General features: G+C 60.8%; 20 protein-coding genes. 13 read left to right on the top strand and 7 right to left on the bottom strand.

Going from position 1 to position 21,030, the window contains the following annotated elements; genetic code table 11:
• The first annotated feature begins 3 nt into the window (after positions 1 to 3).
• From ACP15S_RS11310 to ACP15S_RS11300, 3 genes are read left to right on the top strand one after another with little or no spacing between them, the layout of a single operon-like run.
• On the top strand, positions 4 to 1,521 hold the full coding sequence (locus ACP15S_RS11310) for a tripartite tricarboxylate transporter permease (RefSeq protein WP_425039745.1): 1,518 nt from the start codon (positions 4 to 6) through the stop codon (positions 1,519 to 1,521).
• A 4-nt stretch (positions 1,522 to 1,525) separates the two neighbouring features.
• Positions 1,526 to 3,010 (top strand): aldehyde dehydrogenase, encoded by a 1,485-nt coding sequence (locus ACP15S_RS11305; RefSeq protein WP_425039744.1) that lies wholly within the window; start codon positions 1,526 to 1,528, stop codon positions 3,008 to 3,010.
• Positions 3,007 to 4,242, top strand: coding sequence for a Tm-1-like ATP-binding domain-containing protein (locus ACP15S_RS11300; RefSeq protein WP_425039743.1), 1,236 nt, complete (start codon positions 3,007 to 3,009; stop codon positions 4,240 to 4,242). Before ACP15S_RS11305 ends, ACP15S_RS11300 begins: the two co-directional genes overlap by 4 nt.
• Here ACP15S_RS11300 and hpaR read toward each other — a convergent pair.
• Complete coding sequence (gene hpaR, locus ACP15S_RS11295) at positions 4,239 to 4,676, bottom strand: homoprotocatechuate degradation operon regulator HpaR (protein WP_425039742.1); 438 nt, start codon at positions 4,674 to 4,676, stop codon at positions 4,239 to 4,241. The two genes, ACP15S_RS11300 and hpaR, sit on opposite strands and share 4 nt — an antisense overlap.
• 88 nt (positions 4,677 to 4,764) lie before the next feature.
• Here hpaR and ACP15S_RS11290 point away from each other — a divergent pair, with 88 nt between their 5' ends.
• From ACP15S_RS11290 to ACP15S_RS11245, 10 genes are all read left to right on the top strand, one after another.
• Complete coding sequence (locus tag ACP15S_RS11290; RefSeq protein WP_425039741.1) at positions 4,765 to 5,154, top strand: 5-carboxymethyl-2-hydroxymuconate Delta-isomerase; 390 nt, start codon at positions 4,765 to 4,767, stop codon at positions 5,152 to 5,154.
• The gene (gene hpaE, locus ACP15S_RS11285; protein WP_425039740.1) at positions 5,151 to 6,662 is read left to right on the top strand and encodes a 5-carboxymethyl-2-hydroxymuconate semialdehyde dehydrogenase; all 1,512 of its coding nucleotides are present in this window, start codon (positions 5,151 to 5,153) and stop codon (positions 6,660 to 6,662) included. The genes ACP15S_RS11290 and hpaE overlap by 4 nt, the downstream gene beginning before the upstream one ends.
• Positions 6,662 to 7,645, top strand: coding sequence for a 3,4-dihydroxyphenylacetate 2,3-dioxygenase (gene hpaD, locus ACP15S_RS11280; RefSeq protein ID WP_425039739.1), 984 nt, complete (start codon positions 6,662 to 6,664; stop codon positions 7,643 to 7,645). The genes hpaE and hpaD overlap by 1 nt, the downstream gene beginning before the upstream one ends.
• Entirely contained in the window at positions 7,642 to 9,105 is a 1,464-nt protein-coding gene (locus tag ACP15S_RS11275; protein WP_425039738.1) for an NAD-dependent succinate-semialdehyde dehydrogenase, read from the top strand. The genes hpaD and ACP15S_RS11275 overlap by 4 nt, the downstream gene beginning before the upstream one ends.
• Positions 9,106 to 9,108: 3 nt before the next feature.
• Positions 9,109 to 10,506: a pyridoxal phosphate-dependent decarboxylase family protein gene (locus tag ACP15S_RS11270; protein WP_425039737.1), complete on the top strand. Its 1,398-nt coding sequence runs from the start codon at positions 9,109 to 9,111 to the stop codon at positions 10,504 to 10,506.
• A complete protein-coding gene (locus tag ACP15S_RS11265) occupies positions 10,503 to 11,357 on the top strand; it encodes a fumarylacetoacetate hydrolase family protein (RefSeq protein ID WP_425039736.1) in 855 nt (284 codons plus the stop codon). Before ACP15S_RS11270 ends, ACP15S_RS11265 begins: the two co-directional genes overlap by 4 nt.
• Positions 11,354 to 12,154 (top strand): 2-oxo-hept-4-ene-1,7-dioate hydratase, encoded by an 801-nt coding sequence (gene hpaH / locus ACP15S_RS11260; protein ID WP_425039735.1) that lies wholly within the window; start codon positions 11,354 to 11,356, stop codon positions 12,152 to 12,154. The genes ACP15S_RS11265 and hpaH overlap by 4 nt, the downstream gene beginning before the upstream one ends.
• Before the next feature lie 11 nt (positions 12,155 to 12,165).
• The gene (locus tag ACP15S_RS11255) at positions 12,166 to 12,957 is read left to right on the top strand and encodes an aldolase/citrate lyase family protein (protein ID WP_425039734.1); all 792 of its coding nucleotides are present in this window, start codon (positions 12,166 to 12,168) and stop codon (positions 12,955 to 12,957) included.
• Between the two features lie 135 nt (positions 12,958 to 13,092).
• Positions 13,093 to 13,974: a carbohydrate ABC transporter permease gene (locus tag ACP15S_RS11250; RefSeq protein WP_425039733.1), complete on the top strand. Its 882-nt coding sequence runs from the start codon at positions 13,093 to 13,095 to the stop codon at positions 13,972 to 13,974.
• On the top strand, positions 13,971 to 14,759 hold the full coding sequence (locus ACP15S_RS11245; protein ID WP_425039732.1) for a carbohydrate ABC transporter permease: 789 nt from the start codon (positions 13,971 to 13,973) through the stop codon (positions 14,757 to 14,759). Before ACP15S_RS11250 ends, ACP15S_RS11245 begins: the two co-directional genes overlap by 4 nt.
• Positions 14,760 to 14,772: 13 nt before the next feature.
• Here the strand turns inward: ACP15S_RS11245 and ACP15S_RS11240 are convergent, their stop codons facing one another.
• From ACP15S_RS11240 to ACP15S_RS11215, 6 genes are all read right to left on the bottom strand, one after another.
• Positions 14,773 to 15,921 (bottom strand): iron-containing alcohol dehydrogenase, encoded by a 1,149-nt coding sequence (locus ACP15S_RS11240; RefSeq protein ID WP_425039731.1) that lies wholly within the window; start codon positions 15,919 to 15,921, stop codon positions 14,773 to 14,775.
• A 189-nt stretch (positions 15,922 to 16,110) separates the two neighbouring features.
• Complete coding sequence (locus ACP15S_RS11235; RefSeq protein ID WP_425039730.1) at positions 16,111 to 17,835, bottom strand: carbohydrate ABC transporter substrate-binding protein; 1,725 nt, start codon at positions 17,833 to 17,835, stop codon at positions 16,111 to 16,113.
• A 76-nt stretch (positions 17,836 to 17,911) separates the two neighbouring features.
• On the bottom strand, positions 17,912 to 18,184 hold the full coding sequence (locus ACP15S_RS11230) for a DUF2160 domain-containing protein (RefSeq protein WP_425039729.1): 273 nt from the start codon (positions 18,182 to 18,184) through the stop codon (positions 17,912 to 17,914).
• Between the two features lie 18 nt (positions 18,185 to 18,202).
• A complete protein-coding gene (locus tag ACP15S_RS11225; RefSeq protein ID WP_425039728.1) occupies positions 18,203 to 19,060 on the bottom strand; it encodes a carbohydrate ABC transporter permease in 858 nt (285 codons plus the stop codon).
• The gene (locus ACP15S_RS11220) at positions 19,060 to 19,932 is read right to left on the bottom strand and encodes a carbohydrate ABC transporter permease (protein WP_425039727.1); all 873 of its coding nucleotides are present in this window, start codon (positions 19,930 to 19,932) and stop codon (positions 19,060 to 19,062) included. The genes ACP15S_RS11225 and ACP15S_RS11220 overlap by 1 nt, the downstream gene beginning before the upstream one ends.
• On the bottom strand, positions 19,929 to 21,023 hold the full coding sequence (locus ACP15S_RS11215) for an ABC transporter ATP-binding protein (RefSeq protein ID WP_425039726.1): 1,095 nt from the start codon (positions 21,021 to 21,023) through the stop codon (positions 19,929 to 19,931). The genes ACP15S_RS11220 and ACP15S_RS11215 overlap by 4 nt, the downstream gene beginning before the upstream one ends.
• Positions 21,024 to 21,030: the final 7 nt, after the last annotated feature.

Here is a 21,030-nt window from a genome sequence, read left to right as displayed (position 1 = left end):
TTGATGGAGAACCTGATCGCCGGACTGGAGTTGCTGGCCCGTTGGGACGTCATGCTGGCGCTGTTGGTGGGCTCGGTGGGCGGCGTGATCATCGGCGCGATCCCGGGCGTCGGACCTGCGGTGGCCATTGCAATTCTACTGCCTGCGACATTCTCCCTCGACCCAATCGTGGGGCTGACCATGCTTCTGGGGATTTACGGGTCGTCCATGTACGGCGGTGCGATCCCCGCAGTTTTGATCAATACGCCGGGAACGGCGGTAAACGCGCTGACCTCTTATGACGGCTACCCCATGACCCAGAAGGGCGAGGCGCACCGCGCGGTCTCGCTGGCCTATTCAGCCTCCTTCTGGGGCGGCATATTTGGCATCCTGTGTCTGATCCTGCTCTCGCCCTTGCTGGCCTGGATCGCGCCGATGTTTGGCAGCCGGGAGATTTTCCTCGCCGCGCTTCTGGGGATCATCCTCGTGATCCTTGCGCATCGTGGGCAAATCTTCGCCGCAGGCATGCTCGCCATGTTCGGGATATTCCTGCAAACAGTGGGCCTTGACGCGGTGACCTACACGCAGCGCTACACCTTCGGGTACGCGTTCCTCTCCTCAGGGGTGAACTTGATCGTCGTCGTGCTGGGGCTCTTCGCGCTCAGTCAGGCTTTCGTCCTGCTCACTGCGCCGGACAACAGCCCTGACGCCAAGCCGATCCGCGGTCGGATGGGTGTGGGTATCAAGGAATTGCTGGGACACAAACGGGTGGCCACCGTGGCCTCGGGATTTGGTGTGATCCTCGGCATGATCCCGGGCACGGGCGAGTTCACCGCGCAATTCATGTCCTATACCTACGCCCAGAAAACCTCGAAAGATCCCGACGCCTTCGGCAAAGGCTCACCCGAGGGTTTGATCGCATCGGAGGCCGCCAATAACGCCGTGCCCGCTGCGGCGATGATCCCGCTTCTGGCGCTGGGCATCCCGGGCGAGGCGCTCACGGCCATGATGCTCTCGGTCTTTTACGTGCACAATGTCATTCCCGGCCCGCAACTGTTCCAGAACAACATCGATCTCGTCTACGGCCTCTATTTCGCGCTCATTGCGTTGAATGTCATCGTGGTTGTGTTTCTGATGTTCTCGACGAACCTGCTGACGAAAATCATCCGTGTTCCGACGCGGTTTCTTGGCGTCTTGATCCTGTTGTTGTCCTTCGTGGGGGTCTACAGCCTCCGGAACTCGCTGACGGATTGCATGATTGCTGCGGGCTTTGGCGTGCTGGGTTTGATCCTCAAACGGCTGAACCTGCCCATCGTGCCGATCATTCTGGGTATGGTCCTGGGCGGGATCATGGAGGTCAAACTGCGCTCGGCGATGCCGCGTTTGAAAACGCCGCTCGACATGATCGACCGGCCAATCGCCGCTATCATTTTTGCCATGATCGTAATCGTTCTCGCGCTGCATCTGCGCGCTTTGATCAAGGAATGGCGGGCGCATGAGCCGGAAGAAGACCATGACATGCACGACAGTCAGATGAGGTAGCGCAATGGATCAAACGAAAATCGATGTGCTGCGCGCCTTGCCCGTGCCGGGTTTTGATCATCTGATAGAGGGCCAGCCTGTGCCAGCCTCGGATGGCGGGCGCATGGAGATCATCTCACCCATTGATGGCCGGGTTCTGACGACCACGGCAAAGGGAACCGTGGCGGATATGAACGCGGCGATTGCCTCGGCCCGTGGCGCTTTCGAGGATGGGCGCTGGTCGGGCCAACCGCCCGCCGCGCGCAAGAAAGTGCTTTTGAAATGGGCGGATTTGATTGAGAGCCATGCGCTGGAACTGGCTGTTCTGGGTGTCCGCGACAATGGCACCGAGATCGGCATGGCGTTCAAAGCGGAACCAGGCTCTGCAGCAGGCACCATCCGATATTACGCCGAAGCGCTGGACAAGATCTACGGTGAGATCGCTCCGACACCGGGCAACATCCTGGGGATGATCCACAAAGAGCCTGTGGGCGTTGTGGGGGCGATCATCCCCTGGAATTTCCCGCTGATGATCGGCGCCTGGAAGCTGGGGCCCGCTTTGGCGATGGGCAATTCGGTTGTGCTGAAACCTTCAGAGACAGGCTCTCTTGCGCTCATGCGCATGGCTGAGCTGGCGCTTGAGGCGGGCCTGCCGCCGGGGGTCTTGAATGCCGTGACCGGAGAGGGCCGCGTCGTGGGCGAAGCCATGGGCCTCTCGATGGATGTCGATGTTCTGGCTTTCACGGGGTCAGGTGCGACAGGGCGGCGCCTGATGGAATATGCGGCGCGCTCCAACATGAAGCGTGTCTATCTCGAACTGGGCGGCAAATCTCCCAACATTGTCTTTGCAGACGCGCCCGATCTGGGTGAGGCCGCAAAGGTCGCGGCCAGCGGTATCTTCCGCAATGCGGGGCAAGTCTGCGTCGCAGGCTCACGGCTCTTGGTGGAGGCGTCCATCCACGATGATTTCGTGGCCGCCGTCGCACAAGCAGCGGAGGCCATGCGCGTGGGCGATCCCTTGCAGCTTGAGACGCAGATAGGCGCGGTCAATTCTGAGGCCCAGCTCAACGCGAACCTTGGCTTTGTCGAGACGGCCATTTCCGAAGGTGGCGGGCTTGTGACAGGCGGCGGGCGCATCTTTGAGGACACCGGCGGCTATTACATGGAGCCGACGATCGTCACGGGTGTGACCCGCGATGCGACGCTGGCGCAAAAGGAGGTTTTCGGGCCGGTCCTTGCCGTGACACCTTTTGAGAGCGAAGAAGAGGCAATCTCCCTCGCCAATGCGACCGTTTATGGTCTCGCGGGCGCGGCATGGACCGCCAACCTCAGCCGCGCGCATCGCATGGTGCGCGCCGTGCGTACCGGTGTCATGCATATCAACACCTATGGCGGCGCCGACGGCACCGTGCCTTTGGGCGGCGTTGGCCAGTCTGGCAACGGGTCCGACAAATCGCTGCACGCCATCGACAAATACGTGAACCTCAAAACCGCGTGGATCAAGCTATGACACCTGAAAAAACCATTCTGGTTATCGGCACATATGACACCAAGGATGATGAGCTGGGCTTTCTGACGGATGTCATCCGCGAGCAGGGGGGCTGTGTGGTCACGATGGATGTGTCCGTTCTGGGCGATCCCTCAAATCCTACAGATTACTCCAAACATGATGTTGCTGAGGCGGGAGGCAGCAGCATTCAGGCGGCCATCGACGCGGGCGATGAAAACCATGCCATGCAGATCATGGCCAATGGTGCGAGCCTTTTGGCCGCGCGTTTGTACAAAGAGGGCGCTTTTGATGGGATGATCGCGCTCGGGGGCTCCATGGGCACCGATCTTGCGCTGGATGTCGCCGCCGCGCTGCCTTTGGGCGTGCCGAAATACATCGTCTCGACGGTGTCATTCTCGCCGCTGATCCCGGCGGAGCGGCTGGCGGCGGATACGCAGATGATCCTGTGGGCGGGCGGGCTCTATGGCCTGAACTCCGTCTGCAAGGCCTCACTGTCTCAGGCGGCGGGCGCGGTCTTGGGGGCGGCGCGGGCCGTGCAGGCCCCCAATCCCGACAAGCCTTTGATCGGGATGACCTCGCTGGGCACCTCTGCGTTGAAATATGTCGTGCCGCTCAAGCCTGCGCTGGAGGCGCGGGGCTTTGAGGTGGCGGTGTTTCACGCAACGGGCATGGGCGGGCGCGCCTTTGAAAGCCTTGCCGGGCAGGGGGCCTTTGCCTGCGTGTTCGATTTTTGCACGCAAGAGCTCGGCAACCATGTGCATGGCTCAAACGTCTCCGCAGGAGCGGACCGCTTGACCAACGCCGGGGCTGCAGGGACGCCGCAGATCGTGGCGCCGGGCTGCTATGATCTGGTGGATGTCGTCGGTTGGCAGGACATTGATCCCAAATGGGACGCACATCTGAAACATGCGCATAACCGGCTGATCACCTCCATCGTGCTCGAAGCGGAAGAAACCAAGCAGGTCGCGCGCGCGCATTGTCAGCAACTGGCCATGGCCAAAAGCCCGACCGCCTTGATCCTGCCCGAGCGGGGCCTCGGAGAATGGGATCGGGAAGGTGCGGATTTGCACAATCCCGATGGCCTCGCGGCGTTTCTCTCAGAGGTCGATGCGCATATGCCCGACAACGTCGCGGGCTATCGCCTGCCGTGCCACATCAATGATGCCGCCTTTGCCGAAAAGGCGTTGGAGATTTTTGACACCTGGCGGGCCGATGGCACGATCACAGTCTAGTCGTGGGCGCCGGGGTCCAGCCGGGCGAGCAGATCGAGGAGGGTTTCGTAGTCCTCCGCGCCCAGCGTGTCCTTGAAGCTTGCGACAATGAGGGCTGCCTGCGGGCCATAATCCTCAATGATCCGCTGCCCCGCCTGCGTGATCTCGACGAATTGACGGCGGCGATCATTTTCGTCGCGGGTTTGCGTGACGAGCCCCTTGTCGCGCAGTGTGGCGGCAATGCGGGTGAGGCTGGGGAACAGCAGGCTCGATCGGTCGGCAAGCGTCTTTGTGTCCATGGGGCCAAACTCCGCAAGCACTCGCAGAACACGCCATTGTTGCTCCGTGATCCCGGTCTCCGACAGCATTTCGCGGATCGGCGCCATGACACCCTCTCGCGCGCGGATCAGGGCGATGGGCAGAGATCTGGCAGTCGTGGGAAGCGATTTGGACATGAAACCTCAATGGCCCGCGGGATGCGCTATTGACAAGTCTCTCACAGGTTACTTAACTTGACAACAATTAACATGTTAAGGAAATCACATGCCGCATTTCCATATCGAGTATTCTGCCAATCTCGAAGAGGTTGTGGATATGCAGGCGCTGTGTGAGGCCATTCGCGCGGCGGCGGCAAGCATCGAGACATTTCCAACGCCCGGCATCCGTGTCCGTGCGATCCGCGTCGATCATGTTGCGATGGCGGATGGTGATCCAAAGCATGGGTTCATCGATCTCTCTGTGCGGCTACGTGAAGGCCGGCCCGAGGACGTGAAGAAAGACGCCATCACAAAAATCTTTGCCGCTTTGAAGGAGGCGATGGCGCCCGTGATGGAGACGCATTCCGTCGCCCTTTCGGCTGAGATGCGCGACATTGATGCGGCTCTGTCTCCCAAATTTGGCAATGTCCGTGATCATCTGGAGAGCAGCCCATGAGCATACTGGACGACAATATCGCCAAGCTTGGCGGTTTCCTGAAACGCTTCCGCGAAACGGGCATTCAAAACCGGATCGCGGGCAAGGATGTTGCGGGCTCAGAGGGCGTGTTTCAAACGCTTTCGCCGGTTGATGCCTCGGTGATTTGCGATGTGGCCCATGGCGCTGCCACTGATATTGACGCCGCCGCCACAGCCGCCCATGAGGCCTTTCCCGCATGGCGCGATATGCCCGCCATGGAGCGCAAGAAAATCATCCTCCGCATTGCGGAGGGGATTGAAGCGCGCGCGGAAGAAATCGCGCTGTGCGAATGCTGGGATACCGGTCAGGCCTATCGGTTCATGTCCAAGGCAGCCCTGCGCGGAGCGGAAAACTTCCGCTACTTCGCGGATCAGGTCGTCCAGGCGCGCGACGGGCAGCATTTGAAGTCGCCCACCTTGATGAACATCACGACGCGGGTTCCGATTGGCCCGGTCGGGGTGATCACACCGTGGAACACGCCCTTCATGCTCTCGACATGGAAGATCGCACCGGCGCTCGCCGCGGGCTGCACGGTGGTCCACAAACCCGCGGAGGCCTCACCGCTCACGGCCCGCCTCCTTGTTGAGATCGCCGAGGAAGCAGGCCTGCCGCCCGGCGTTCTCAATACGGTCAACGGTTTTGGCGAAGGCGCAGGCAAGGCACTTTGCGAGCATCCGAAAATCAAGGCGATTGCCTTTGTTGGCGAAAGCCGCACGGGCAGTTTGATCACCAAGCAAGGCGCCGACACGCTCAAGCGGAACCATCTGGAACTTGGTGGCAAGAACCCCGTCATCGTCTTTGAGGATGCCGATCTGGAACGCGCCCTCGATGCGGCGATCTTCATGATCTACTCGATCAACGGAGAGCGCTGCACGTCCTCGTCTCGTCTGTTGGTGCAAGACACGATCCGGGAGGCATTTGAGGCCAAGCTCGTGGCGCGCGTCAACAACATTCGCGTGGGCCATCCGCTGGATCCTGAGACCGAAGTGGGCCCGCTGGTGTCGCAGGAACATTTCGATAAGGTCACCGGCTATTTTGACATCGCCAAACAGGATGGGGCGGTGATCGCTGCAGGCGGCGAGGCGCTGGAGCGTTCGGGCTATTTCGTGCGCCCGACGCTTTTCACGCAGGCCCACAACAAGATGCGCATCGCGCGGGAGGAAATCTTTGGCCCGGTCCTGACATCCATCCCCTTCTCGTCGGAGGAAGAGGCGTTGGAAATCGCCAATGACACGGACTACGGCCTCACGGGGTATGTCTGGACCAACGATCTGACCCGGGCTTTGCGTTTTACCGACAGGCTGGAGGCCGGCATGATCTGGGTAAACTCGGAAAACGTGCGCCACCTGCCCACGCCCTTTGGCGGCGTCAAAGCCAGCGGCATCGGCCGCGATGGGGGGGACTGGTCCTTCGAGTTTTACATGGAGCAAAAGCACATCGGTTTTGCGACTGGCCAGCACAAGATACCAAAACTGGGAGCATCCTGATGCCCGTGCCTGCGCCAAACCTCTACCCCGATTTCAACACGATCCGCCTCAGCCACGTGTGCCTTAACGTGACAGACCTCGCGGCCTCGCGGAAGTTCTACACCGAAATCCTGGGCCTGCAGATCGCCGATGAAAGCGACAGCCATATCTACCTGCGCGCGATGGAAGAGCGCGGGCATCATTGCCTGATCCTGCAAAAATCCGACCATCCGGCCAGCGTTGAGGTGCTCGGATTCAAGACGTTTGACGAAGAAGATCTGGACCGCGCAGAGAATTATTTCCGGGCCAAGGGACGCCCCACTCAATGGGTCGAACGGCCCTATCAGGGCCGGACGCTGCTGACGTCAGACAACATGGGCATCCCGCTGGAATTCTACCACAAGATGGATCGCCTCGCGCCAATCCATCAGAAATATGCGCTCTATCGCGGGGTCAAACCGCTGCGGATCGATCACTTCAATTGCTTTAGTCATGATGTCGACGCGTCCGTTGCTTTCTACTCTGACTTCGGCTTCCGCGTGACGGAATATACCGAAGATGAAGAGAGCGGGAAACTCTGGGCGGCATGGCTGCATCGCAAGGGCGGCGTGCATGATATGGCCTTCACCAATGGCACAGGTCCGCGCCTGCATCATGTGGCCTTCTGGGTGCCGACGCCGCTGAATATCATTGATCTGCTCGATCTGATGGCAACCACAGGCTATGTCGATCATATCGAACGCGGGCCGGGCCGCCATGGCATTTCCAATGCCTTTTTCCTCTACATTCTGGACCCTGACGGCCACCGGATCGAGATCTACTGCTCGGATTATCAAACCGTGGATCCCGATCTTGAGCCCATCAAATGGGATCTGAAAGACCCGCAACGCCAAACTCTTTGGGGCGCGGCGGCCCCGGAAAGCTGGTTCAAGCACGGCACAGCCTTTATGGGTGTGGACACCAAAGAATCTGAAATCAATGCAAGCCCGATCATAGCACCATGACACTGACACTAAAACGCCCCGACCTCCTCCGTGAAGCCGCCCTTGTAGGTGCGCGCTGGATTGATGCGAACGCCTCCGGCATTGCGGTGACCAACCCCGCCACCGGCGAGGTAATCGGGCATGTGCCCGATCTCGGCGCGGCCGAGACGACAGAGGCCATTGCCGCCGCAGAAACCGCGCAGAAGGCCTGGGCCAAGTTGACCGCAAAAGCCCGGTCTGATGTCTTGAAGCGCTGGTTCGATCTGATGATGGCGCATCAATCTGATCTGGCGGCAATCCTGACGGCCGAGCAAGGCAAGCCGCTCTCTGAGGCCAGCGGCGAGATCGGCTATGGCGCTTCCTTCATTGAATGGTTTGCCGAGGAAGGGCGCCGGGCATATGGCGATGTCACGCCGACGAACACGCCCGACAAACGTATCCTGACGATCAAGCAACCCATCGGGGTCACCGCTGCCATCACGCCTTGGAACTTCCCCAATGCGATGATTGCCCGCAAGGCCGCACCGGCTTTTGCGGCGGGCTGCGCGATGGTGCTCAAACCCTCCGAGCTGACGCCGTTCTCGGCCATTGCCATGGCGATCCTCGCGCAGGAAGCGGGCCTTCCGGATGGGCTCTTCTCGGTCATCACAGGCGACGCGGCCACCATCGGCGGCGTGCTGACCAGCAGCCCCGTCGTGCGCAAGCTGACCTTCACGGGCTCGACCGGAGTGGGGGCAAAGCTCTATGAACAATGCGCGCCGACAATCAAGAAGCTGGGCCTCGAGCTGGGTGGCAACGCGCCTTTTATCGTCTTTGACGATGCCGATCTCGACGCGGCTGTGGACGGCGCGATCCTGTCGAAGTTTCGCAACAACGGCCAAACCTGCGTCTGCGCCAACCGCATCTACGTGCAGGCCGGGGTCTATGACGCGTTCGCCGAAAAGCTGGCGGCCAAGGTGTCGGGCCTCAAGGTCGGCAATGGCGCTGAGGACGGCACGGTCTTTGGCCCGCTGATCAACGAGGCCGCGATGGCCAAGGTCAGTGGCCATATCGCGGATGCAACCGACAAGGGCGCAAAGGTCACGCTGGGCGGCGCGCCCCACCGTCTGGGCGGCACGTTTTTCGAGCCGACCATCCTGACTGGCGTGACTTCCGAAATGGCCGTTGCCACGCAAGAAACCTTTGGCCCGGTCGCACCGCTCTTCAAGTTCGAGACAGAGGCGGACGCCATCCATGCGGCCAATGCCACGGAATTCGGCCTCGCCTCCTACTTCTACAGCCGCGATATCGCGCGGGTCTGGCGTGTGTCGGAAGCACTGGAATACGGGATGGTCGGTGTGAACACGGGCCACGTGTCGACGACAGAAGCGCCTTTCGGCGGCGTCAAATTCTCCGGTCTCGGCCGCGAAGGCGCGCGCCACGGCCTCGATGATTTCATGGAGACAAAGTATATCTGCATGGGCGGAATCGAGGACGCATAAACCATGGATTGGGGCGATTTCGCGGGATGGAGCAAACAGATCGCGGAATGGGGCGCGCAGTATCACGAAACGCTGCGCGACCGCCCCGTTCGGGCACAGACCAAACCCGGTGAGATCGCCGCACAACTCCCCGCGGCGCCACCGGAGCAACCTGAAGACATGGCCCGGATCTTGCGGGATTTCGAAGAGATCGTCATGCCGGGCATGACCCATTGGCAGCATCCGCGCTTCTTTGCCTATTTCCCTGCCAATGCCGCGCCGCCCTCGATGTTGGCCGAACAGCTGATCAACACGGTCGCCGCGCAATGCATGCTTTGGCAAACCTCCCCGGCGGCAACCGAATTGGAAGGCCGTATGGTGGATTGGATGCGTCAGGCCCTCGAACTGGCGGACGGGTTCACGGGGGTGATCCAGGATTCCGCCTCTTCCGCGACGCTCTCTGCGGTCCTGACAATGCGCGAGCGGGCCACGGGATATACGGGCAATCGTGCGGGGCTGGCAGGCAAAGGCGCGCTGCGGATCTATTGCTCTGATCAGGTGCATTCCTCCATTGACCGGGCCTGCTGGGTGGCAGGCATCGGGCAAGACAATCTGATCAAGATCCCGGGGCGGGGGCCGCGCTACGGGATGCCGGCGGACGCTCTTGATGCCGCAATCCGCACGGATCTTGCGGCAGGCCATACGCCCGCAGGTGTCATTGCGATTACAGGCGGCACGGGCGTTGGCGGGTCTGACGATCTCGCGTCTGTTGCAGCTGTCGCGCAGGCGCATGACCTCTACACGCATCTCGATGCGGCCTGGGCCGGATCCGCCATGATTTGCCCGGAATACCGCAGTGCCTTCTGGCAAGGCGTCGATGCCTATGACAGCATCGTGTTCAATCCGCACAAATGGCTTGGTGCGCAGTTTGATTGCTCGATCCAGTTCCTGCGCGATGCAACCCCGCAGCTCAATACGCTGAAGATCGAGCCCGAATACCTGAAAACAACCGGCGGGGTCGTTACGAATTATTCGGAATGGACCATTCCGCTGGGCCGCCGCTTCCGCGCTCTGAAGCTCTGGTTCCTGATCCGGGCCTATGGGCTGGAAGGCCTTCAGGCCCGCATTCGCAATCACGTCACCTGGGCAGAAGAGCTCTGTGAGGCGATCCGGGCCTTGGAGGGCTTCGAGATCACAACCGACCCAATCCTCAGCCTCTTTTCCTTCCGCTGCCCGGGAGATGATGCCACCCAGCAGCGGCTCGTCGATGCCATCAATGATGACGGGCGGATTTACCTGACCCAAGGGGCTTTTGCCGGGCGCAAGGTCATTCGGGTTCAGGTGGGCCAGTTCGACACCACGCGCGACGACGTTATGGCTGTGGCCCAAGTCGTGCAGGAGGTCTGGGAGACCATCACATGAAATTCGCAACCTTTTCGAACGCAGGCCGCATGTATTATGGCGCCGTGACAGATACAGGCATGATTGCCCTCAACGAGGCGTTTCCTCACTGGCCCACATTGCTGGATGCGGTGCAAGCCGGTGGGTTGGGCGATCTGGCTGCCGCTGCTCAGGGACGCTCTGTCACCCATCGCGCATTTCAATATGAGATGGTGCTGCCCAATGCCCGGCGCATCCTCTGCGTCGGTGTGAATTTCCCCGATCGCAACGCGGAATATAAAGACGGGTCCGAACAGCCCAAATACATGTCCCTCTTTCCGCGCTTTGCGTCAGGGTTTACCGGCCATGACCAGCCGCTGATCCGCCCGCCCGAGAGCGACAAGCTCGATTATGAAGGCGAGGTTGCGATTGTCATCGGGAAGTCCGGGCGGCGAATTGCACAGGCCGAGGCCTATGATCACATAGCCGCGCTCACGCTGTGCAATGAAGGGACAATCCGCGATTGGGTCCGGCACGCGAAATTCAACGTCACACAGGGCAAGAACTGGGACAAATCCGGCGCCATGGGGCCGTGGCTCGTGCCCTTTACCGATGCTGCGCAACTGGACGATGCCCGTATCATCACGCGTGTGAATGGCGAGGTCCGGCAGGACGATGTGCTCTCTCGCATGATGCACCCGATCCGCCGGGAGATCGAATACATCTCCACCTTCATGACCTTAGAGCCCGGCGATATTATCGTCACAGGCACGCCCACGGGCTCGGGCGCGCGGCTCGATCCGCCGCAGTTTCTGCGCCCCGGCGATGTGGTCGAGGTGGAGGTGAACGGCATCGGCACCCTGCGCAACACCGTCGCGGATGAAGCGCCATGACCCCGCAGGACCACGCACAGGCCGCAGCTGATCTCTTGCAGGCCGAGGCCACGGGCGCGCAGATCGGATTGCTGACAAAACGTCACCCGGAAATGGGGATGGATGATGCCTATGCCATCCAGAATGCGATCGCCCGCGCGAAACTGGAGCAGGGGCGCAGGATCATCGGGTGGAAAATCGGGCTGACGTCGAAGGCCATGCAATATGCGCTCAACATCGACGTTCCAGACAGCGGCATCCTGTTTGACGATATGCTCTTTGAGCACGGCACAACGGTGCCTGCGGGCCGTTTCATCCAGCCCCGCATCGAGGCGGAAATAGCCTTTGTCATGAAAGCGCCGCTTGGTGGGCCGGACGTCACCCGCGACGAGGTGATCGCAGCCACCGATTATGTCGCCCCCTCGATCGAGATCCTCGATACTCGCATTCAGAGGGTGGATCCCGAGACCGGCGCGCCCCGCACAGTGTTTGACACAATCAGCGACAATGCCGCGAATGCGGGTGTTGTTCTGGGCCCGCAAAAGCACGCCGTTGCGGCATGTGATCTGCGCTGGGTCGGCGCCATCACATCGCGCAATGGCGCGGTTGAAGAGACGGGCCTCGGCGCTGGCGTGCTGAACGATCCGGTGGAAAGTGTGGTTTGGCTGGCGCGCCGCATGGCGCAATATGGGCAAAGCATCGCACCGGGCCAGATCATCCTGTCGGGTAGTTTTATCCGACCGATCGAATGCCCATCCGGGACAAAGATCCACGCAGATTTCGGCCCGTTTGGCGTCGTTGATATCGCTTTCGCCTGAGAGGAACCCCTATGCCCGCGCCCCACAATCCCTTCAAAGCCGCCATCGCCAGAGGTCACGTGCAACTGGGCTGTTGGCTCGGTCTGGCTGATCCCTATGTTGCCGAGATCAGCGCCGGGGCCGGTTTTGACTGGCTCTTGGTGGATAGCGAACATGCGCCCAATGACCTGCGCTCCATCACGGCGCAATTGCAGGTCATCGCGGCGCGCGGCAGCCATGCCATGGTGCGCCCGCCGGTTGGCGAGACGTGGATCATCAAGCAATTGCTGGATGCAGGCGCGCAATCCCTTCTGATCCCGATGGTGGAAAGCGCGGCGCAGGCGCGGGACCTCGTGGATGCGGTGACCTATCCGCCGCATGGGGTGCGCGGCGTGGGCTCGGCGCTGGCGCGTGCGTCTGATTTCTCCGCGATCAGCGACTATCTTACAACCGCCCGTGAGGAGATTTGCCTCATCGCTCAGGTTGAAAACCGCAAAGGTATGGCCGAACTCGATGAGATCCTTGCGGTCGAAGGCCTCGACGGTGTCTTCATCGGTCCCGCGGATCTTGCCGCGGACATGGGGTTTATCGGCAACCCCGGGGACGCAGAGGTGCAGGACGCGATCCTCGATGCGATCAAACGCATCGTCGCCTCGGGAAAAGCCGCAGGCATCCTGACGCTGGACAAGGCGCTGCAACAGCAATGCCGCGCGCTTGGGGCGAGCTTCATTGCAACCGAGATCGATGTCACGCTCTTTGCCCATCACATGCGGATGGCGGCGCGCGCAGCCTCAGAGCATTTGAAGGGCACAGACGCGACCTGATCCGCATATCGCGCCTTGTTCGCGCTTGCTGGGCCGCCGTGTCTCTCTAAGCGGGGCGCGTCTGTTTTGACGCCTCGAAATGACGCCCTGTCTGCGGCATAGTCAGGCGAGGGTTGCTCTAGGATGGATTGGGATTTGGCGCGACAGAGGTACCACCGGCCCCATGCGTGGCTCTATCTCCTTCCCGCTTTCGCGGTGTTGACCTGTGTCGGTGTGATCCCGCTGGCGATCAATGCGTGGCATTCGCTGTTTGAGGTGTTCACGCTTGAGGCCAAGTTCTGGGTCGGACTTGAGTGGTACAGCGCTCTGCTGACGTCCGGCCGCTTCTATGAGAGCTTTGGGCGTAGTCTGACCTTTTCGGCTCTGGTGATTGCGGTCCAGTTCCCGCTCGGGCTTCTGATTGCGCTGGCATTGCCGCGCACGGGATGGGCCAAATCCTTGGCGCTTGTTCTGGTCGCCGTGCCGCTTGTCGTGCCGTGGAACATGATCCCGTCGATCTGGCTGAGCCTGATGAACGTCGAGACAGGCTATCTGGGCCGCGCGATGGATTGGGCGGGCATCGGATTTGATCACAAGTTCAACGCGCTGCACACGTGGGTTTTGCTCGTTGTCATGGACACATGGCATTGGATCGGACTTGTGGTCATTCTGGCCAGCTCCGGCCTCGCCAGTGTCCCCGACGCGCAATATCAGGCGGCCGCGATTGATCGCGCATCGCGCTGGCAGGTCTTTCGGTTTGTGGAATGGCCGAAGCTTCGGGCTGTCTTGCTCATGGCGCTTTTGCTGCGCTTCATGGACAGTTTCATGATCTACGTCGAAGCTTTTGGCATCAATGCGGGCGGGCCGGGCAGCGCGACGACTTTCCTGTCGCTGGATCTTGGCGAAGAGATCAAAGCCTTCAACTACGGGCCAGCGGCGGCGCGCTCGGTCGTGTATTTCCTCATGACGCTGCTGATCGTCTTTGCCCTGTGGCGCGCGATGGTGGCGAATGACGCAGAGAGCAAAGACCGCCCATGACCCGGCTCTTGCAAATACTGGGATTTGCAGCGCTCGGGATCTTCATTCTCCTGCCCTTGGCCCAGGTCGTGCTGCTCAGCTTTCTGTCCACCTTGCCGCGTGACGAGATCGCGAAGGGCAGTTTCACGCTGCTCAACTACGCCAATGTGGTCCGCACGGACCGTCTGTTGGCGTCGCTCGCGAATTCGATCCTCTATGTCTCGCTCAACGTGGTGATCTGCCTCGCGGTGGCCTTGCCCGCAGCTTACGCCTTTTCGCGCTACCGGTTTCGCGGCGCGCGGGCCGCGTTTCTGGCGTTGCTCATCTTTCGGGTGACGCCCCCGATTGTTCTCTCCCTTCCGGTCTTTCTGGTCTTTTCCGAGGTGCATCTCCTCAACACACCGGTGGCTGTCGCGCTGGCCCATTGCGTCTTCAACATCCCGATTGCGATCTGGATCCTGGAAGGCTTTATCTCCTCGGTGCCGCGAGAGCTCGATGAATCTGCCTTTGTGGATGGGCATTCGACGCCGAGTTTCATCCTGCGCCACCTTGTCCCCGTGATTGCGCCGGGGATCGGGGCGGCGGCGTTCTTTTGCTTCATGTTTTCCTGGGTCGAGGTGGTCTTCGCGCGAACGCTGACGATCACGGCTGGCAAACCCATCACCACCGCGATCAGCAGCCTGTTCGGATTTCAGACCGATATTGGGCTGGTCATGGCGATGACGGTCCTGTCGCTGATCCCGGGGCTGGCGGTGATCTGGTTGGTGCGCACCCATATCTCGCGCGGGTTCACCATTCGCGTTTGAAAGCGAATGCGTTCTAGTGCGGATAGCATCCTTCAAGGATTGCGACGTAATCGTCTGGCGTCAGTGGTACGGGATTGGTTTTGGAGGAGGACGCGCCTGCTGCCTCCTGCGCCACGCGCGCAATATCCTCATGCCGCAACCCAAGCTCACCAATGCTGCGAATGCCGATGCTCTTCAGCTTGGCGTGAAGCGCGTTCACAGCCTGTTGGGGAGCCACACCAAGGGCCTCGGCAATCCAGCTGCGCACCTCCGCCATGCGTTGTCCGGCAGGGCTGTCTTGGCCCAAAGCCCCCGCGTTATGGTCCAGAACATGCGGCAAGAGCGTGGCGCATATCTCGCCATGGGGCGCGCCCGTGCGCCCGCCGATCACGCCAGCCAGACCATGCACAGCGCCCAACCCCGCATTGGCCAGTGCCATACCCCCGAACAGGCTGGTGAGCGCGAGATCGTCGCGCGCCTGTGGATCTTCGCCCTCAGCCAGACGAAACACAGCGCGCAGCCCGCGCGGGATCGCGTCACGACAGAGCGCATCGGTCAGAGGGGAGGCCTTGAGGCTCAGATAGGGCTCGATCACCTGGGTCACCGCATCCAGCCCGCTGGACAAGGTGACTTGGGCAGGCGCGCCGTCCGTCAAGGCGGGATCAACGATGGCGATATCCGGGATCATGGCCTCCGCGCGCAGGCTGACCTTCTTGCCCGCCTCGGGTACGCCGATCACTGAATTCTTTGTGACCTCCGCACCGGTGCCAGCGGTCGTGGGGATCGCCACGAAGGGCAGGGGCGCTGCGTCCAGCGCTTTGCCATCGCCGACAATTTCCAGATAGGACAGAATGGGCCCCGTCGAGGGCGTCAGCGCCGCGAGCGCCTTGGCAAGATCGATGGTCGCTCCGCCCCCCAAACCGACGATCACACCGGGCCGCCACGCGCGGGCTGTGCGCAGGGCACCGCTCACCGCGTTGATGTCGGGCTCGCCCAGACAGGATACGGTCTCAACCGTCGCGCCTTGAGAAGTCAGATCCTCGACCAGCCACGCCGCGCGCTCTGCGGATTTGCCATGCACCAACAAAACCCGGCTTGAGAGCCCAATAATCCTCGGCGCTGCCTGCTGCGCGGCCTTGCGGCCAAAGTGGATGCTGGGGGATGTGGCGAAGGAAAAGAACATGGAAAACCCCTACAGCATTTCGCGAAAATTCTGAACCACGAAAACACTGCCAAGTATCTGCTTTCCCGCGATTTTCGTGAGGCTTGTTGTTTCAGGTTTCCGTCGAACTGCTTTGGATCAAAGGGAAAGGGGCAGCCGAGGCCGCCCCTTTCGAAATGCCGTGCCGCGATGGTGCGACACAGATCATGCTTAGTTCTGCCAGCTTTGGATCAGCTCGTCGTAGGAGACGGTGACCGGGGTCTCGTCTTCGTTCTCGAGCTTGGCAAAGGGCGCGCCGGGCTGGTCGAACCAGTACTGCGCATCCTGCTCATCGTTCAGAACCGGACCCAGATCACCCTGAACGCCTGCGCGCTCAAGACGTGCCAGCACGGATTCCTGAGCTTCGCAGAGGGCATCGAGCGCTTCCTGAGCGGTCTTTTCGCCAGACATCGCATCACCGATATTCTGCCACCACAGCTGCGCGAGACGCGGGTAGTCTGGCACGTTCGTGCCAGTCGGCGACCACTGAACGCGCGCGGGGGAGCGGTAGAATTCGATCAACCCGCCGAGACGCGGGGCGCGCTCGGTGAAATGCTCGCTGTCGATGGTGCTCTCGCGGATGAAGGTCAGGCCGACATCGGATTTCTTGAGATCCACTGTCTTGGACGTGACGAACTGGGCATAGAGCCAGGCCGCCTGTGCACGATCCACCGGGGTTGATTGCATCAGCGTCCAGGAGCCTGCGTCCTGATAGCCGATCTTCTGGCCTTCTTTCCAGTAAACACCGTGGGGCGAGGGGGCCATGCGCCACTTCGGCGTGCCATCCTCATTCATCACGGGCAGGCCGGGCTCGACCGTGGCCGCGGTAAAGGCGGTGTACCAGAACATCTGCTGGGCGACATTGCCCTGCGCCGGGATCGGGCCGGCCTCAGAGAAGGTCATACCAGCGGCCGCGGGGGGCGAGTATTTCTGAAGCCACTCGATCGCCTTGTTCACGGCATAGACCGCCGCAGGCGAGTTCGTAGCGCCACCGCGTGCCACACAAGAGCCCACAGGTTGTGAGTTCTCATTCACACGGATGCCCCATTCATCCACGGGCAGACCATTGGGCTCACCCACGTCTCCCATACCGGCCATGGACATCCACGCATCGGTGTAACGCCAACCCAGCGAGGGGTCTTTCTTGCCGTAGTCCATGTTGCCAAAGACCTCGCCCTCGACACCCAGATGGCTCAGATCACGCCCGGTGAAGAATTCGGCGATATCCTCATAGGCCGACCAGTTGACTGGAACACCGAGCTCATAGCCGTATTTCGCCTGGAAATCGGCCTTGTTCTTCTCGTCGTTGAACCAGTCATAGCGGAACCAGTAGAGGTTCGCGAATTGCTGATCGGGCAGCTGGTAGAGTTTGCCATCGGGGCCTGTGGTGAAGCTGAGCCCGATGAAGTCTTCGAGATCCAGCGTCGGCAACGTGACATCCGCGCCTTCGCCCGCCATCCAGTCGGTCAGGTTGCGCACCTGCTGGTAGCGCCAATGGGTACCGATTAGGTCGCTGTCGTTGACATAGGCGTCATAGATATTCTCGCCCGTCTGCATCTGTGTTTGCAGACGTTCCACCACATCGCCCTCGCCGATCAGGTCATGGGTGACCTGAATGCCAGTGATGGCGGTGAAGGCAGGGGCCAGAACCTGGGCCTCATATTCGTGGGTCGTGATCGTCTCGGATACAACCGAGATTTCCATGCCCTGGAACGGTTGTGCCGCGTCGACAAACCATTGCATCTCGGCTTCCTGTTCCTCGCGCGTGAGAACGGACACGCCGCCGATCTCATTGTCGAGGAACTCCATCGCGGCTTCCATATCCGCGAAGCTCGGTGCGCCCAGCAGGCTCACCGCCACGGCCATCGCCGTGGTCGATCTAAGTGACATAGTCATGTAGTCCTCCCTATCTGACTTGATCTTGGAGCCGGTGCGGTTGCTCACCGCCGTAGCCCGTTGGAGTGCAGGGGCCTCAGACGTATCTGAAGACCAGTGCAGCGTAGACGGCACAGACCAAAAGCGCCCACCATTGGGCGAGATCGGTCAGGCCGAGCCATGCGATATTGATGAAGGCCGAGCCCAGAAGCGTGATGAAGAGCCGGTCGCCCCGCGTCGTCTCGATCCGCAGGATGCCCACCCGTGGTGTCTCTGGGAATTTGATCGCGAGAATGGTGAAAGTGATGAGAAGCGAGGCAATCACCATGAAGAAGATCGCCGTGGGCCAGGTCCATGCCATCCAGTCCATATCGGGGGTCTCCTTTCGTTAAACGCGGCCCAGGGCAAAGCCCTTGGCGATGTAGTTGCGGACGAAATAGATCACGAGCGCGCCGGGGATGATCGTGAGCACACCGGCGGCCGCAAGCACGCCCCAATCAATGCCCGAGGCGCCTTGGGTCCGGCTCATGGTCGCGGCGATGGGCTTGGCGCCGTCCGCCGTCAGTGTCCGGCTCAGCAGAAGCTCGACCCAGGAGAACATGAAGCAGAAGAACGCCGCCACCCCGATCCCGCTGGCAATCAGCGGCATGAAGATCCGGGTGAAGAACCGCCCGAAGGAATAGCCATCGATATAGGCGGTCTCGTCGATCTCCTTGGGCACGCCGCGCATGAACCCTTCCAGGATCCACACCGCGAGCGGCACATTGAAAAGGCAATGCGCGAGCGCCACGGCGAGATGGGTGTCAAACAGACCCACCGAGGAATAGAGCTGAAAGAACGGCAGGGCAAAGACCGCAGGCGGCGCCATCCGGTTCGTCAGCAGCCAGAAAAACAGGTGCTTGTCGCCCATGAAGTGGTAGCGCGAGAAGGCATAGGCCGCAGGCAAGGCCACGGCGAGCGAAATCACCGTGTTGATACAGACGTAAATCAGCGAGTTGATATAGCCCATATACCAGGCGGGATCGGTGAAGATCGTCACATAATTCTGGATCGTGGGATCTTGCGGCCAGAGCGAGAAAGACGAGACGATCTCGGTGTTCGTCTTGAAGCTCATGTTGATCAGCCAATAGATCGGCAGAAACAGAAAGAGCAGATAGAGCACCATGACCACGACAGAGCCATTCACGCGCGGCAGGGCGAGGCCTTGGCGTTTCGTGGCAGGGGGGGCGAGCGGTGTGTCAGCCATCACTTGCCCTCCGCTTTGTCGAGATTGGTCATGACCGTGTAGAACACCCAGCTGATGAGCAGGATCACGAGGAAATACATGATCGAGAAGGCTGCCGCCGGGCCGAGGTCAAACTGCCCCAGCGCCATCTTCACAAGGTCGATGGAGAGGAACGTGGTCGACGAGCCCGGGCCCCCGCCGGTGACGACGAAAGGCTCGGTATAGATCATGAAACTGTCCATGAAGCGCAGCAGCACGGCAATGAGCAGCACGCCCATCATTTTGGGCAGCTCGATATAGCGGAAGACGGCCCAGCGGCTCGCCTGATCGATCTTGGCCGCCTGATAATAGGCCTGCGGGATCGATTGCAGCCCGGCGTAAGCCAGCAGCGCCACCAGCGACGTCCAATGCCAGACATCCATCACGATAACCGTGACCCAGGCATCAAACGGGTCCTGCGTGTAGTTGTAATCAACCCCCACAGCCGCCAGCGTCGCACCCAAAAGGCCGATATCAACGCGCCCAAAGACCTGCCAGATCGTGCCCACGACATTCCACGGGATCAGCAGCGGGAGGGCCATCAGGACGAGGCACACAGAGACCCAAACGCCCTTCTTCGGCATCGACAGCGCTACGAGAATGCCCAGTGGAATTTCAATCGCGAGAATGATGCCGGAGAAGATCAGCTGTCGGCGCAGCGCGTCCCACATGCGATCATCCGCGAGCAATTCCTCGAACCACAAAAGCCCGGCCCAGAAGAACTGGTTGTTGCCGAAGCTGTCCTGAACCGAGTAATTCACCACTGTCATCAGGGGGATCACGGCGGAGAACGCCACGAGCACAAGGACAGGAAGGACCAGAAACCACGCCTTTTGGTTGACCGTTTTGTTCATTGCGCGGCCTCCTGCGCAGCCAAGGGCGCCACGCGCCAGTCATTGTGGTAGATGTTGACCTTGTCCGGCGCGAAGTGGACCCGGGTCATATCGGGGCCGACCTCTGTGCCTTCAGGCAGAATGGCGTTGAGCGTGGTGCCCGCGTGATTGGCGCGCACGATGCGGTGCCGCCCGACATCCTCGATGCGTTCGATGGCCACAGGCAAGCCGCTCTCGTCAGATGTCAGGGTGACAAACTCCGGGCGCACGCCCAGTTCAACCTTCCCCTCCAGCGCGGGATAGGCCGAAGCCAGCCCGATCTGGCCGTTCTCCAGCGCGGCTTGCGCGCCGTCGATGCGCACGGGCAGCAGGTTCATCCCGGGCGATCCAATGAAGTAGCCCACGAACGTATGGGCCGGCGTCTCGAAAAGCTCTTGCGGCGTGCCCATTTGCACGACGCGCCCTTCATGCATGACCACGACCTTATCCGCAAAGGTCAGCGCTTCGGTCTGGTCATGGGTGACATAGATCATCGTGTGGCCGAACTGCTGGTGCAGCTCCTTGAGCTGCGTGCGCAGCGCCCATTTCATATGCGGGTCGATCACGGTCAGGGGCTCGTCAAAGAGGATCGCGTTGACGTCCTCGCGCACCATGCCGCGCCCCAGAGAGATCTTCTGTTTCGCATCCGCCGTGAGCCCGCGCGCCTTGCGATCAAGCTCGGAATCCATGCCAATCATCGCGCTGATCGCCTGAACGCGCTCCTTGATATAGGCCGGATCAGCGCCTCGGTTCTTCAAAGGAAACGCGAGGTTTTGGCGCACCGTCATCGTGTCGTAGACCACGGGAAACTGAAAAACCTGCGCGATATTGCGCTCCGCCGTGGTGCGGTAGGTGACGTCCTGATCTCCGAACAAGACCTGCCCCTCGGAAGGGTGCACAAGTCCCGAAATGATGTTGAGCAGCGTGGACTTGCCGCATCCCGACGCGCCCAGAAGCGCATAGGCTTCACCGTCGTTCCAGACGTGGTTCATCTCCTTGAGCGCCCAATCATCGGGCGCGCTTGGGCGGGGCAGATAGGAATGCGCGAGATTGGAAAGTGTAATTTGGACCATAAACCTG

Origin of the sequence: Primorskyibacter sp. S187A, from assembly GCF_049800955.1 — a bacterium.
In the GTDB taxonomy this organism is placed as follows: Bacteria; Pseudomonadota; Alphaproteobacteria; order Rhodobacterales; family Rhodobacteraceae; genus JAKVBH01.
Note: the sequence above shows the minus strand (reverse complement) of the source record. Positions and strands in the feature narration are given on the sequence as shown.